The organism is Ralstonia sp. 25C, from assembly GCF_051904805.1.
In the GTDB taxonomy this organism is placed as follows: Bacteria; Pseudomonadota; Gammaproteobacteria; order Burkholderiales; family Burkholderiaceae; genus Ralstonia.
Map to the genome: position 1 here is coordinate 1357960 of NZ_CP196738.1, position 13482 is coordinate 1371441.

Consider the following 13482-nt stretch of genomic DNA (forward strand, 5'->3'; position numbering starts at 1 on the left):
CTGCAAGGCGACCTGTAGCGGTCCCGTACCACCCCTCCGGTTGATGCTGATGCGCGCAGACGCCTACGGCGTAAAGTACTGGCGCCGTTGGTGCTGTTCCTGATGCATCGGGAACATGACGGCGTAAAACTCCGTCCACCCGCCCATGCGTACCCGCAGCAGGTCATAGCGTTCCGGATCGTTGCTGGCCGCCTGATAGGTAGCGAGATCCGCGCAGGTGAGCGTGATCAGGTTCGAGCCGGTCCCGCCGTCCGCATAGACGCGCAGGAAGCGCTTGAGATCGTCGAGCGCAAAGCTCTCCGGGATGTTCATGTCCACCGGCGACGCATTCGACAAGCCGTAGTCGATGGCATCCACCTTCCAGCTGTTGAGCGACTGGTAGATGTTGCGGAAAGCCGGGCTGGCCGGCAGATCCTGTGGTGCTGGCGCTGGCGACAGGTCGGATGCGATCGGCATGCCGTTGCGCCGGCCGTCTGCCGATGCACCGCAACCTTGGCCGTCGCCGACATAACCTTCGAAGGTCCCGATACCCGGCGTGACGACGAATTCGAACGCACCGTACGTCTTGGTGATGTTGTCGAGCGCGGGCTGCAGTGCCGGGTGTGGCCGCCGGACGACGTCCACGCACAGCCGCACCAGATGGTCCATCAACCAGGCACCCAGCGCGTCCACTTCGGCGTGGCCGCTGCCCCATTTGGGCAGTCGCAATGCGGCTTCGCGCCACTCCTGGTAGCGGCGTGTGCGTTCGCCGGCCGCCGCTGGGCCCATCAAGCTGTTCTGATAGGGCTCGACCAGGTTGGCACCCCAGTCGTTGATCAGGCAGTCCACCAGCTCAGGCAAGGTGGCGATGGCGCTGTCGCGCTCGAACACGAGCTTCTTGATGGCATAGAGCGAGTCGATGGTGTTCGACACACCCACGCAGAGCGGTGCGATGACGTGAAAGCGTGCGCCGGCGCTCGTCAGGTCACGCCCTGACGCTGCGCAGCCATCGATCAGCACCGACAGCAGCGGGCTCGGGCAGATGCCGGCGAGGTTGCCGTAAGCGCCAAGGATGACGTTGTAGGTCTGGATCACCAACCATTCGAGCTGGTGCAGGAACTGCGCTTGCAGCTTCTCGAAACTATCGATCTCCCGCACGGGCGGGGACCGGAAGGTTTGCTTGAGCCCGCGCAGATAGACGGGTCCCGCCGCGCCATAGGTTGCGCCCTGGTTCAGCGCCTGCTCGAGCGCCAGCATCGGCGTGACGTTGGCAAACGCAAACTCCGTGGCACCGGCGAACATCGGCTCATAGCAGCCATCGGCGGCATAGTCGCGCGCCCAGCGCAGAGGGACCGCGCTGCCCGAACGATGAAGCGCCTCACACAGCTTGTCGTCCTGATACAGGATGGGATGCGCCCCGCCGGCGAGCAGCGACTGCACCGCTGCATCGAGCACGGCCTGCGGCATGTCTTTGTACACGCGCAGCGACAACGTCGGGGCGTTGACGGGAATCCGACGCGCGGCCTTGAGACACAGCATGGTGACGGGGTTCACGCCGCCTGTGGGCGTGGCATCGTCATTGGCCAGGTAGCCGCCCACCGTGATCTGCTGGACCCACTGGTTGATGCCGCCGCCTTGGGGGAAGTTGCCGCCCAAGCCGCAGACGGCGGTGGTGCCGTAGTTGACGTAGTCGGTGATGTTGGCGCGGTTGACGAAGGCGTTCTCGCCGATCTTGAGCCACAGGCAGTCGATGATGTCCTGCGCGCGCGCGTCATCGATGGGTGCTTGCTGCAAGAGCGGCCACAGAATCTGATCGAGCCGGCCAAACGAAGTCAACTCGCCCACGAGGTGCAGGCAACAGTGGAACGAATAGATCAGTTGCACGCCATCGTGGAAGTCTGCCGGCTTGTCCGTGGTCAGGCGCCGCAAGCGAGCCGCCACATCCCGCATGTTCCGTGCGTCGTCTGGCTGCTGCGCGCGGGCGGCAGCCTGGTCGGCCAGGATGGCCCAGTTCTGCAGATAAGCCTGCACGCCTTCAAGCGACCAGATTGCCGACTGAAAGAAATCGGCCTGTTGGGCAGACAGTCCCGTTTGCGCCTGCTGGTGGCGGAGATCCGTCAGCAAGTTACCGATCCCCTGCGCCACGAGCGTTTGGTAATCCGGCACCACGTGGCCCATGGCAGACCACTCGTTCAGTTCGCCTTTGAGCCAGGCTGCAACCGTTTCGTCTTCGCTCAGATACGGTACGACCTCCTTGCCACGCCCCAGCGTGAAGTCGGGTATCACGCCGACGATCAGCTCTTCCGGATAGATGCGCAGCAGTTGGGTATCCCGCGCAATCGGCGACGCTGGCGCGGATAGCAGGTCAGCCAACGTCTTCTTGTTGGCCAGCCCCTTGCGCAGTTGTGCCGAGCGCTGCATCACATCGGCGTCTTGTGGCGTCACCAGCGTGGAGAGATGCGGCAAGCGCGGGAACGGCTTGCGACGCAGCCACCCATCGCTCCAGTGGGAGAACGTCCGCCCCAGCAAGGCCAGCAAGCGTGGGCTTGGCGGGTCGCCGGGTGCATAGCGGCCTTCGGCCATTTGGTGCAGATAGTCCTGCGAGTTGTAGAACAGATATCCGTTGCTGCTGCGCACCTGCCAGTGGGGATCTTCGGCGGCTTCCGACAGACTTGCCACGCTGGGCACGCCCAGTTCCGCTGCGGCTGGCACATACCAGTAAGCGCCAGCCACACCCTGTACCACGCTCATGAGACGGTCGGCCGGTCGGTCGGGCATGTCGCCCATCAGGCGGTGCAAGATGGTCTCGAAGCGTTCCTGCTCGTTGCAGAACGCCACGAACATCAATCCTTCCTCGCGCGCCGCGTGGCCGGCCTGTTCGCCGAAAGGCAATGCTTGGCGTAGCAGCTTGCGGTTGTCGCCGTTGGCATCGAGGGCGTGGGCGCGGTGGATGTGGGCATCGGTGGCGTTCTGCGGCAGGATGGCGCCCGTCGTATCCCGACCGATCATCGCGTCTTCGGTATCGGGCGCCATGGCGGCGATGCCCGTCCAGTCGAACAAGAACTTCTGAGTGAAACCGAATGCCGCGCCCGCGTAAGGGCCATCCACCAGAATGTCTTCCGCTAGGCTGACCGGATCATTGGGGTTGGTGATGCCGTCGAGATAACGCCCGCCGATCACGCGCCCGTCTGTGCGCTTGCCTACCGGAACCTCATCCATCCGGCTGGAAAGCGCGGTCAGCTCGGCGCGGAAATCGCTCATCAATTGTTCGGCGGTCTGCGCATCCGGCGTTTTCAGGAAGAGGAACACATCACCACCGGTGTTGCGCAGCTTGGGCGAATGCTCCAGCACGCGGCGGCTCACCGGGATCTCCCGGTTGTGCCAGCGGCCCCATAGTTCGGGCGAGAACGCCGCGACGAGTCCGCTGGGTTGCGGCGCATTTTCCACGGCCTGGTTCAGGGTGCGCACCAGCGCCAACACCGCGCGCTGCGTGTCGGCATCGTGGTTGCGTAACTCCAGCGTGGTCATCAGACCGAACAGCGGCCGCAGCAGCAAGCCACGCTGCGCGCCTTTGACGATATCAGCAAACATTTGGGGTTCCTCGCGAGTACCACGACACCTTGATCTGTTGACCACGGCTATCCACGTTGAATTCGTGACCGGTCAGGCCATCGAATGGCTGCCCGTCGCTCGGCGGCCGGGCGGTGTACAGAAGCCCAGCACAGGGTCGAACGAGCGGTTTTCGAGCATGAGCACCACGACGTGCTCGATGGCGTCGAGTTGGTGATCCATACTCGCGTCTCCTCCTGTTTGCGCATTGGGTTGTGCTGCGCCTTCTCGTTCTATTGGTTCTGTTGATCTGCAGGGTGATGCGATGCATCTTGAACGGACAACAGCGCTTTAAGCCGCTTCGCCGAAGCAGGTTCTAAAAAGGTCGGAAGGCGTTGTCGGAAGCCTCGTGGGACGAGGTTATCTAGAGACCGGCTGCATGCTTTTAATTGCCAGACATGCTATCGGGAATTCTTTGCGAATCTCGATGAAAAATATCGAAATCTGATGTTCCGGATTGTTCGGTGCATGCACGACTGGATCACTGCCGGTGATGGTGCCGCAGCAGCGAGATGGCGGTCTCGGGGGAGCGTGATCGAGCCCATTGGAGGTGTTCGAGAGGTGTTCCCAGCGGGCCAGCTACAGTCGGCGCAGAGGTGACAGAGCTCGCGCTACGTGGCTAGTGCGCGGCGATGCGGTCGAAGGTTTGCATGGCGACGACCGCTGCCTTTATTTGTCAGAGGCAAGGCAGCGTCGGCTTTCGGCTACGGATTCAACCGGTCGATGCAACGTATTGATGGAATCGTTCCGCTGGCGTATCGAAGTTTAGAGTCTTGCGCGGACGTTCGTTGAGCCGTCCGGCGACGGCATTGAGCTGAGCCTGCGAACTGGGTCCGTCGCTTTGAGTTGGATCGCCTCTAGCATGGCGTGGTCCTCGTCTCCGACGACAGCAATATCCCAGCCCGGATGGTTCGATACGCTCGAAACGTCCCGCCGCCCCTTAGCCTTTCAGACCGTCAGCCAAACTTGCGCGCCGCATCGCGCGCCAGGCCAGAACCGATCCCGCCGAACAGGTCGCCCTCGACGCGCCGCGCCGACGGCAGCACTTGCGCCAGTTGCTCGCGCAGCAACGGCACCCCGCTGGAGCCGCCGGCGAAGAGAATGGTATCGACCGCTTCCGCTGCGACGCCCGCCGTCTTCAACATCGCCTGCACCGTCGAGACCGTCTTGCCGACCAGCTTCCCAATCGACTGGTCGAAGTCCTCGCGCGTGACGGGCTGCTTCAACTCGGGCGCGATGCGGTGCAGGTCGATCTCCGCCACCGGGACGTCCGACAGCGTGATCTTCGCGGCTTCCACCTGGATGGCCAGCCAGTGGCCGGCGCGCTCGCGGATCAGGCGGATTAGGCGGTCGAGTTTTTCGGTGTCGGCGACATCCCGGTAGTTGTCCATCACCATCGCCCACGCCTTGCGCGTGTACACGTGGTTGATGGTGTGCCAGCTTGCCAGGTCGAAATACTGGCCGGACGGCATCGCCTTACCGTTGCGCAGCGTGCTGTTCAGGCCCAGTAGCGGCATCACGCTGGCTAGGCTCAGGGCGCGGTCGAAGTCGGTGCCACCGATGTGAACGCCGCCGTTGGCGAGGATGTCCTCGCGGCGGTCAAGGCGTTTCGCGCGGTCGGGCGACAGGCGCACCAGCGAGAAGTCCGACGTACCGCCGCCAATGTCCGCCACCAGCACAAGTTCTTCACCGCTGATGCCCGCCTCGTAGTCGAACGCGGCGGCGATGGGCTCGTACTGGAAGGCGATCTCGTCGAAGCCGGCGTCGCGCGCGATTTCCGACAGCGTGTCTTCGGCGAGCTGGTCGGCCTTGGGATCTTCGTCGATGAAGAACACCGGGCGGCCCAGCACGGCGCGGCGGAATTCATGGCCGGCGGCGCGCTCGGCGCGGCTCTTGAGTTCGCCGATGAAATGCGCCAGCAGCTTGCGGAAGGGCATGGCCTGGCCCATGACCTCGGTGCTGTCGTCCATCATCGACGTGCCGAGCAGGCTCTTGAGCGAGCGCATCAGGCGGCCCTCGTAGCCGGCAAGATAGTCGGCCAGCGCGGCACGGCCGTAGCTGACCAGCGGGTCTTCTGCGTGAAAGAAGATGACGGAGGGCAGCGTAACCTTGCCGTCTTCGAGCGGCAGCAGGGTGGGTGCGTCCGATCTTAGCCAGCCGACGGTGGAGTTGGACGTGCCGAAATCGACGCCGCAAGCGTTTGACATCATAGGAGTGTGGCTTCTTGAGTGCAGCGGGAGGCACGCGCCTGCACGGGATATCAGGAGCGGGCGCCACCGGCGAAGGGCCGCTATTGTAGTGGCTTTGTGCGACGGATCCCTCACGGTGGCCGCTGTTACGCGCCGTCATGCGTCAGCGGGCTCGCGACCTGTGATGCCAGTGGGGCAAAGAGAGGCAGGACCGCGAAATGAAAAGCAGAGCTCAGCTCGATGCTGGGCTCCGCGTTCCTAAGTGAAAGGCTAGGGGCAAGCACGACGTTGGTATGTGAAGAAGGTTAGTCTTTCCTTGCCATGCAAAAAAAGGGGGTAGGCTCCGAAGGTTCCTACCTGCCCGCCGACATCGGCCACGCGAGAAATGCGTATTCCCCCAATGAAGGCGATCATCGCGTTCGAGTCCGTCGCGCGGACCAAGAGCGTGAACCGCGCTTCCGAAGAGCTGGGGCTAACGGCCTCGGCTGTCAGCCATCAGATCAGCAACCTGGAGGCGGCGATCGGCCAGCCGCTCTTTTTCCGGCAAGGCCGCGGTCTGGTCCTGACGCCGGTTGGTGAGCAATACCTGCGCGAGGTGACGGGAGCGCTGGCGGACCTCAATCGCGCCACTGAACGTGCCTCCAGCCGTACCGATGTCGAGATCCTTCGCGTGCACTCCAGCCCCAGCTTCGGCCTGATGTGGCTGTTGCCCCGGCTCGCGGCTTTCCAGGAAGATCACAGCGACATTCGGTTGAACGTCTCGTGTTCGTATGAAGACGTGTCGTTCACCAGCGGCTTCTACGACCTCGACATCCGTTACGGACACGCGCATTGGCGCGACGTGCAGATCAGGACGCTGCGCACCGAGCACATCGCTCCGCTGGCTTCACCGGCATACCTCGAACGGCACCCGGTGCAGTCGCCGCAAGACTTGCTCGCGCATCGGCTCATTCGGTCGGAGACGCCGATCGTGCAGTGGCAGCAGTGGTTTGCACGCGTTGGCGTCGAGCACATGCACGTGTCGTTCGACTTCGCCTTCGACCGTTCGTACATGTCGCTCGAGACCGCGGCGCTCGGCCTGGGCGTGGCGCTGGAGAGCACGCTGCTCGCATCGGTCCTGATCGACCAGGGCCGGCTCGTGCCGGTATTGGGCAAGGACCACGCGCTGGAGGTGGCGGGCCACCATATCGTGTTCCCGCCCCAGAACGCCGAACTGCCGCGCGTGGCGCGCTTTCTTGCCTGGGTTGACCGGCAGCTCAAAGCAACACCGCGCGCCTAGCTTGCCAGGGCAGCATGGTGCACCGCACCAGCGGCATACCCCGCCTCATCTGAAAATTTCTCAGCCATAGTTGAATCCAACTGCGTTGATCGAATTGCCTGCTGGAACAACACTGCAGCCAACAAGATTTCAACAGGCAGGAGACAACGATGTTGCTCGAGAACAAGGTGGTGATCGTGACCGGTGCGGCTTCGCCGCGCGGTATTGGCAAGGCGACGGCAAAGGCGCTTGCCGCACACGGTGCACGGGTCGTGGTGCTGGATCTGCGGCTTGAAGATGCGGAGCAAGCTGCACGTGATCTGGGTGAAGGACACCTCGGCCTCGCTTGCGATGTGACCGATCGCAGCGCGTGCGATGCCGCTGTACAGGCAGTTCTCACTAAATATGACCGAATTGACGGTCTCATCAATAACGCCGGTATCACGCAGCCGCTTCGCACGCTCGACATTCAAGCGGGCAATTTCGATGCGGTGCTGGACGTGAACCTGCGCGGCACGCTGTACATGTCGCAAGCCGTGTTGCCGCACATGAAGGCGCACAAGGGCGGAAGTATCGTCTGCATGTCGTCCGTGTCCGCACAGCGCGGCGGCGGCATCTTCGGTGGTCCGCACTACAGCGCTGCAAAAGCGGGCGTGCTGGGCCTTGCCAAGGCCATGGCACGAGAATTTGGCGGCGACAATGTCCGCGTCAATTCCATCACGCCAGGGCTCATCCAAACGGACATCACCGGTGACAAGCTCACGCCCGACATGCGCGCCGAGATCATCAAGGGCATCCCGCTTGGCCGGCTCGGCGATGCGGCCGACGTTGCCAACGCGTGCCTGTTCCTGGTGAGTGATCTGTCTGCTTACATGACAGGCATCACGCTCGACGTGAACGGCGGCATGCTGATTCACTGAACGATCCAACCTGCACCACCACGGCACACACACCGGCCGTGGACTTCTTCGAGACACATGCATCCGGGCCCACCCGGGGCACATGGTAGGAGACACCATGACCACGAAGCTTGCTTCGCCCTTGCCGGGCGATGAGGTGGCGCGCGCCGATGCGGCCACGTTCGAGTCCCGCACCTACGCCAAGGTCGCGCGCCGGCTCATTCCATTCCTGATGATCTGCTATCTGGGCGCCTACCTGGACCGCGTCAATGTGGGCTTCGCCAAGCTACAGATGCTGAACGACCTGCGTTTCAGCGAGACGGTGTATGGCCTAGGTGCCGGCGTCTTCTTTCTCGGCTACTTCCTGTTTGAAGTGCCGAGCAATGTGATCCTGCACAAGGTCGGCGCGCGCAACTGGCTCGCACGCATCATGCTGACTTGGGCCGTCATCTCGGCAGGCTTTGCCTTCGTGAGCACACCGACGTCGTTCTACGTGCTGCGCTTTCTGCTCGGGGTGGCCGAAGCCGGCTTCGCGCCCGGCGTCATCCTGTACATGACGTACTGGTTCCCGTCGCAGCGCCGGGCCAAGGCACTGTCGATGTTCTTCATGGCGATTCCGCTAGCAGGCATCGTCGGCGGGCCGCTGTCGGGCTACATCCTGCACACCTTTCACGATGTGGCGGGGTTGGCTGGGTGGAAGTGGCTGTTCCTGATCGAAGCCTTGCCGTCGCTGGTGCTGGGTATCGCCATCCTGTTCTACCTGGATAACGGGATCGCCCAGGCCAAGTGGCTGAGCGACGCAGAAAAGGCTCTGCTTGAGCGCAACGTCGCCGGTGACAACGCGCAGAAGACCGCGCATGGCTCCGTGGGTGCGTTCCTCGCAGACCGCCGCCTGTGGCTGCTGGCTGCCATCTACTTCTGTGTCGTGCTCGGCCAATACGGGCTGACGTTCTGGCTGCCTACCTTGATTCGAAAGGCCGGCGTGGCCGATCCGCTTTGGGTTGGCGTGTTCACCGCGGTGCCGTACATCTGCGCCATCGTCGCGCTGCCGCTGATCGGCATGAGCGCAGACCGCCGCCGCGAGCGCCGCCTACATCTTGCCGTGCCGATGCTGGTGGCTGCGGCCGGGTTCGCTGCGCTGCCGCTGATTGGCAACGTGGGCGCTGCGCTGGTATGCCTGAGCATTGCTGCCGCCGGGATCCTGTCTTCGTCGTCGCAGTTCTGGTCGTTGCCCACGGCCATGCTGGGCGGCATGTCGGCCGCTGCGGGCATTGCTGCGGTCAACTGCTTCGCCAATCTTGCTGGGTTCTTTTCGCCGGCCATCGTCGGGTGGCTTAACGACCTGACGGGTAAATCAACGGCTGGCCTGATCTTCATCTCCTCGGCCATCGTGCTTGGTGCCGTGCTGGTGTTCTTCGTGCCAGCGAAGACCGTCAACCGTTGAGTCGGTGACTGTCTCTGCCCCGTGCTTCCCGCTTCATCACAGGAACCATCATGACTTCCACATCATTGCCCCCAACCGACGCTGTGCCCCTGGCCGAGCGCGCTTACCGAATCCGCCGCAACGCCCTGCTGATGGGCGAAGTGCAGGGCCAGGGCTATATCGGGCAGGCGCTCGACATTGCCGACGTGCTGGCCGTCGCCTACTTCGGCGCGATGCGCTATCGGCCCGAAGACCCCAACTGGGAAGGCCGTGACCGCTTCCTGCTCTCCAACGGCCACTATGCGATCGCGCTCTACGCCGCGTTGCTCGAAGCCGGCATCCTGCCCGCCGAGGAACTGGAGACGTACGGCAGTGACGACAGTCGCTTGCCCATGTCGGGCATGGCCAGCTATACGCCCGGCATGGAGATGTCCGGCGGCTCGCTCGGCCAGGGGCTCACGATTGCCGTCGGCCGCTGCCTCGGCCTCAAACGCAAGGGCTCCGACGCGTTCGTCTACACGCTGTTCTCAGATGGCGAGCTGGACGAAGGCGCCGTGTGGGAGGGGCTGCTGTCCGCTGCGCACTGGAAGCTGGACAACCTCATCGCCGTGGTTGACGTGAACAATCAGCAGGCCGACGGCCCGTCGACGCAGATCATGGCGTTCGAGCCCCTGCTGCCCAAGCTCGAAGCGTTCGGCTGGTTCACGCAGCGCGTGGACGGCAACGACATCGATGCAGTTAAGGCGGCGTTTGACGCAGCACGCACGCACAAGGGCGCGCAGCCGCGCATGATCATCTGCGATACCCGCATGGGTTGCGGTGTTCCGTTCTTGGAGCAGCGCGAAAAGAATCACTTCATCCGCGTTGACGCGCACGAATGGCAGCTCGCGCTGCAAGCACTGGAAGCCGGGAGGACCGCATGAGCAGCACCGTCATCAACAAGCCCAAGCTGAAGACCTCGGCGATGATCGCCTCTATCGCGGGCGAGGGCCAGGCAACCCGCCCCGCGCCGTTCGGCCACGCGCTGGCCGAGTTGGCACGCGTGAAGCAGAACGTCGTCGGCATGACAGCAGACCTGGGCAAGTACACCGATCTGCACATCTTCGCGAAGGAATTTCCCGACCGCTACTACCAGATGGGTATGGCCGAGCAATTGCTCATGGGCGCTGCCGCCGGGCTGGCCAACGAGGGTGCGCAGCCCTTCGTGACGACCTATGCCGTTTTCGCGACGCGTCGCGCCTACGACTTCATGCATCAGACGATTGCTGAAGACAACCTCGACGTGAAGATCGTCTGCGCACTGCCCGGCCTGACCACCGGCTACGGGCCGAGCCACCAGGCTGCAGAAGACTTGGCGCTGATGCGTGCAATGCCGAACATGACCGTCATCGATCCGTGCGACGCGCTGGAGATCGAGCAGATGGTGCCGGCTATTGCCGCCCATGCCGGCCCCGTCTATGCGCGCCTGCTGCGCGGCAACGTGCCGGTGGTGCTCGACGAATACGGCTACCAGTTCGAGCTGGGCAAGGCCAAGCTGCTGCGCGACGGCGCCGAGGTGCTCGTCATTTCGTCCGGGATCATGACGATGCGCGCGCTGGAAGTGGCCAAGGCGTTGGAAGGCGATGGCATTGGCGTGGGCGTGCTGCACGTGCCGACGATCAAGCCGCTCGATACCGAGACGATCCTGCGTGAGGCACGACGCTCGGGCCGGCTCGTAGTGGTGGCAGAGAACCACACCGTGATCGGCGGTTTGGGCGAGGCCGTTGCCGGTACCCTGATGCGTGCCGGCGTCGGTGTGCCGTTCCGCCAGGTCGGGCTACCGGACGCATTTCTCGATGCCGGCGCACTTCCCACCCTGCACGATCGCTATGGGATTTCCACGAACGTCATGGCATCGACCCTTCGCGGTTGGCTGGATTGAAAGAGTGTCCCTCTGGCTTCAGCGGCAGAGACACATTCAGGCTCTCTGGGGTGAGGCAGTGTCGACTGATTCGCGGCCTGCCACCGTCGAATGATGCTGAGGGTAGCCGCGTTGATCAACCCAATCTCCCGCTTGTTGCCGAGCGGGAGATCTGGTGCAAAGGCGATAAGTTCCCTAAGCACGTGCACCAGCGTTTTCGACTGCCGTGCAAACGCATTGCCCCGCCATCAAAACTTCTGGCTCACTAGTGGCGGCTTCCAAGCCAGAAGGGACATCGATGAGATCGCCCTAAGACGCCACGCTCCAGCAAGCAGGGGCGTCTCCTCAGTTAATCCCTGTCAGCTTGCCGGGTTGCGTGCCATGACGATCCACGCCGCGCCGTTGATCATCACCGACCGTTCGCCGGGGAGGCTCGCGAAGGCGGCACGAACGGCGGCCGAGGCGCGGGCGCGGATGTCGTCGGGCTGATCAGCGAGCACACGCGACAGCGGGCCGACCTCAAGCGTCATCTTCACTGCGTCGTCGAGCGCGGCATCCCGCGTTTCGCCCTCGCCGAACGGCACGGCCGCGTCGAAGGGCGCGATAGCGATATCGGTAAAGCCGGCCGCTGTCAGGATGCGTGCCACGCGCTCCCGGTCGCCGAACGAAAACGGGCCGGGCGCTTCGGGATCGGGCAGCGCGCTCGGGGGGAGAATGCCCTTGAGCGCGCCCACCGGCAGGCGCATCCAATCATTCTCGGCCGCACCGCGCCAGCAGACGAAAGCGACCCGGCCGCCCGGCCGGAGTGCCCGTCGCATATGGGTGAACGCCGCTGTCGGATCGTCGAAGAACATCACCCCGAAACGCGAGAACAGGATGTCGAACGCGCCCTCGGGCAGCTCGGCGCTGCTGGCGTCGGCCACCTGAAACAGGGCCGGCGTATCCGGTCGCGCAAGCGCGCGCGCTCGCTCGATCAGCGGTTCGGATATGTCCACGCCCAGCACTTGGCCCCCGGCGCCGACGCGGGCAGCCAAAGCCAGGCTCGATGCGCCAGCGCCGCAGCCGATGTCCAGCACGCGCTCGCCCGTCGCGGGCGCGGCGGCTTCTATCGCGGCCTGGCCGAACACCGCCACCAGAGCGTCGAGCCGGGCCTGGTTGGCGACCCAGCGCTCCCCGCTTTGACCATTCCAGTCACCCACCTGATCCGCACTTTGCTTTGCCATGTCATCTCCTTGACTCGACGATCCGCCTCTCACCGCGCCGATCTACGCCAACCTTTTCGAAGGCGACGACGCAACGAGAGAGGGGAATCTGTGCTCTCAAACCACCATCGACTGCTGGGCGAAGATGCCGGCCATTGCGCCCTGCGAGGATGCCTGGGTGACCGAGGGCAAGAAGGGCGTGGCGAGGTCGCCAGCGGCGTAGATGCCGGGCATGCTGGTTTGGCGGCGGTCGTCGACGTTGAGGACCATGCCGGTGGGCGTATCGAGCGTGGCGAGGTCCAGTGATTCATGCAGGCTTGCGGACGGCTTGTTACGCGGATTGGCGAACAGGATGTAGACCGCGACGTTGCGGCCGGTATCGAGATTGACGGTGGCGATACGGCCCTTGTGATGGGCGATCTCGACGATCCGGCCATCGACGACAGGTATATTGCGGCGCGCCAGATCAGCCTGGGTGTCGGGCGCAATCTCATGACCATCGGCGAAGACAGTCAACTTGTCAGTCCAATCGCGGAACAACCTGGCAGACTGGTACGACTGCGGGCTGGACCAGACGAGGCCCCAATGCTGGCCAGCGACTTCAAAGCCGTCGCAATAGGGGCAGGGCACGATGGACGTGCCCCAGCTTTCGGCAAAGCCCGGCACATCAGGCATCTGATCGGCGACGCCATAGCTCAGGATCAGGCGGCGCGCCCTCAGGCTTTCGTGATCGTCAGTGACGACGCAGAAATCGTCGATGGCGCCAGACACGCTCTCGGCCCGGGCGTTGACGAGGCTGATCGTTGGATAGCGCGCGAGCTGCTGCCGCGCCTCGACCAGGATGTCCAACGGCGGCTTGTGATCATGGCCGAGCAGGCCATGCGAGTGGCCGGCAAAGCGGTTGCGCGGCCGGCCGGTATCGAGAACGGTGACCTTGCGGCGGGCACGGCCAAGCTGCAGGGCGGCGGCGAGGCCGGCAAAGCTGCCGCCGATGATGATGACGTCATTCATGGTGATGGGCTC

Annotated in this window: 10 protein-coding genes and 1 pseudogene; 5 read left to right on the forward strand and 6 right to left on the reverse strand. The window is 63.8% G+C overall.

The features are described from left to right. Positions 1-63: 63 nt before the first annotated feature. From ACS7SF_RS24495 to ACS7SF_RS24510, 4 genes and pseudogenes are all read right to left on the reverse strand, one after another. The gene (locus ACS7SF_RS24495; protein WP_439893076.1) at positions 64-3570 is read right to left on the reverse strand and encodes a Dyp-type peroxidase; all 3507 of its coding nucleotides are present in this window, start codon (positions 3568-3570) and stop codon (positions 64-66) included. Between the two features lie 72 nt (positions 3571-3642). Then, the gene (locus ACS7SF_RS24500; RefSeq protein WP_439893077.1) at positions 3643-3771 is read right to left on the reverse strand and encodes a hypothetical protein; all 129 of its coding nucleotides are present in this window, start codon (positions 3769-3771) and stop codon (positions 3643-3645) included. A gap of 529 nt (positions 3772-4300) precedes the next feature. Further along, positions 4301-4414 (reverse strand): annotated as a pseudogene (locus ACS7SF_RS24505) (IS30 family transposase); the annotation flags it as partial. Positions 4415-4544: 130 nt separating this feature from the next. Then, on the reverse strand, positions 4545-5798 hold the full coding sequence (locus ACS7SF_RS24510) for an Hsp70 family protein (protein ID WP_439893078.1): 1254 nt from the start codon (positions 5796-5798) through the stop codon (positions 4545-4547). Positions 5799-6162: 364 nt separating this feature from the next. Here ACS7SF_RS24510 and ACS7SF_RS24515 point away from each other — a divergent pair, with 364 nt between their 5' ends. The 5 genes from ACS7SF_RS24515 (at position 6163) to ACS7SF_RS24535 (ending at position 11278) form a co-directional block, all read left to right on the forward strand. Beyond that, on the forward strand, positions 6163-7056 hold the full coding sequence (locus tag ACS7SF_RS24515; RefSeq protein ID WP_439893079.1) for a LysR substrate-binding domain-containing protein: 894 nt from the start codon (positions 6163-6165) through the stop codon (positions 7054-7056). Between the two features lie 149 nt (positions 7057-7205). After that, complete coding sequence (locus tag ACS7SF_RS24520) at positions 7206-7955, forward strand: SDR family NAD(P)-dependent oxidoreductase (protein ID WP_439893080.1); 750 nt, start codon at positions 7206-7208, stop codon at positions 7953-7955. Positions 7956-8052: 97 nt separating this feature from the next. Continuing rightward, positions 8053-9378: an MFS transporter gene (locus ACS7SF_RS24525; RefSeq protein ID WP_439893081.1), complete on the forward strand. Its 1326-nt coding sequence runs from the start codon at positions 8053-8055 to the stop codon at positions 9376-9378. 50 nt (positions 9379-9428) lie between these two features. Next, entirely contained in the window at positions 9429-10280 is an 852-nt protein-coding gene (locus tag ACS7SF_RS24530; RefSeq protein ID WP_439891148.1) for a transketolase, read from the forward strand. Further along, complete coding sequence (locus ACS7SF_RS24535; RefSeq protein WP_439893082.1) at positions 10277-11278, forward strand: transketolase family protein; 1002 nt, start codon at positions 10277-10279, stop codon at positions 11276-11278. Before ACS7SF_RS24530 ends, ACS7SF_RS24535 begins: the two co-directional genes overlap by 4 nt. A 338-nt stretch (positions 11279-11616) precedes the next feature. On the opposite strand, the gene ACS7SF_RS24540 is transcribed toward ACS7SF_RS24535, so the two are convergent. Then, on the reverse strand, positions 11617-12480 hold the full coding sequence (locus ACS7SF_RS24540) for a class I SAM-dependent methyltransferase (protein ID WP_439893083.1): 864 nt from the start codon (positions 12478-12480) through the stop codon (positions 11617-11619). 96 nt (positions 12481-12576) lie between these two features. Beyond that, the gene (locus ACS7SF_RS24545; RefSeq protein ID WP_439893084.1) at positions 12577-13470 is read right to left on the reverse strand and encodes an NAD(P)/FAD-dependent oxidoreductase; all 894 of its coding nucleotides are present in this window, start codon (positions 13468-13470) and stop codon (positions 12577-12579) included. Positions 13471-13482: the final 12 nt, after the last annotated feature.

Bases quoted from the DNA above. Each gene is read 5' to 3' on its own strand.
- ACS7SF_RS24495 (WP_439893076.1), bottom strand. From the start codon at position 3,570: ATGTTTGCTGATATCGTCAAAGGCGCGCAGCGTGGCTTGCTGCTGCGG.
- ACS7SF_RS24500 (WP_439893077.1), bottom strand. From the start codon at position 3,771: ATGGATCACCAACTCGACGCCATCGAGCACGTCGTGGTGCTCATGCTC.
- ACS7SF_RS24510 (WP_439893078.1), bottom strand. From the start codon at position 5,798: ATGATGTCAAACGCTTGCGGCGTCGATTTCGGCACGTCCAACTCCACC.
- ACS7SF_RS24515 (WP_439893079.1), top strand. From the start codon at position 6,163: ATGCGTATTCCCCCAATGAAGGCGATCATCGCGTTCGAGTCCGTCGCG.
- ACS7SF_RS24520 (WP_439893080.1), top strand. From the start codon at position 7,206: ATGTTGCTCGAGAACAAGGTGGTGATCGTGACCGGTGCGGCTTCGCCG.
- ACS7SF_RS24525 (WP_439893081.1), top strand. From the start codon at position 8,053: ATGACCACGAAGCTTGCTTCGCCCTTGCCGGGCGATGAGGTGGCGCGC.
- ACS7SF_RS24530 (WP_439891148.1), top strand. From the start codon at position 9,429: ATGACTTCCACATCATTGCCCCCAACCGACGCTGTGCCCCTGGCCGAG.
- ACS7SF_RS24535 (WP_439893082.1), top strand. From the start codon at position 10,277: ATGAGCAGCACCGTCATCAACAAGCCCAAGCTGAAGACCTCGGCGATG.
- ACS7SF_RS24540 (WP_439893083.1), bottom strand. From the start codon at position 12,480: ATGGCAAAGCAAAGTGCGGATCAGGTGGGTGACTGGAATGGTCAAAGC.
- ACS7SF_RS24545 (WP_439893084.1), bottom strand. From the start codon at position 13,470: ATGAATGACGTCATCATCATCGGCGGCAGCTTTGCCGGCCTCGCCGCC.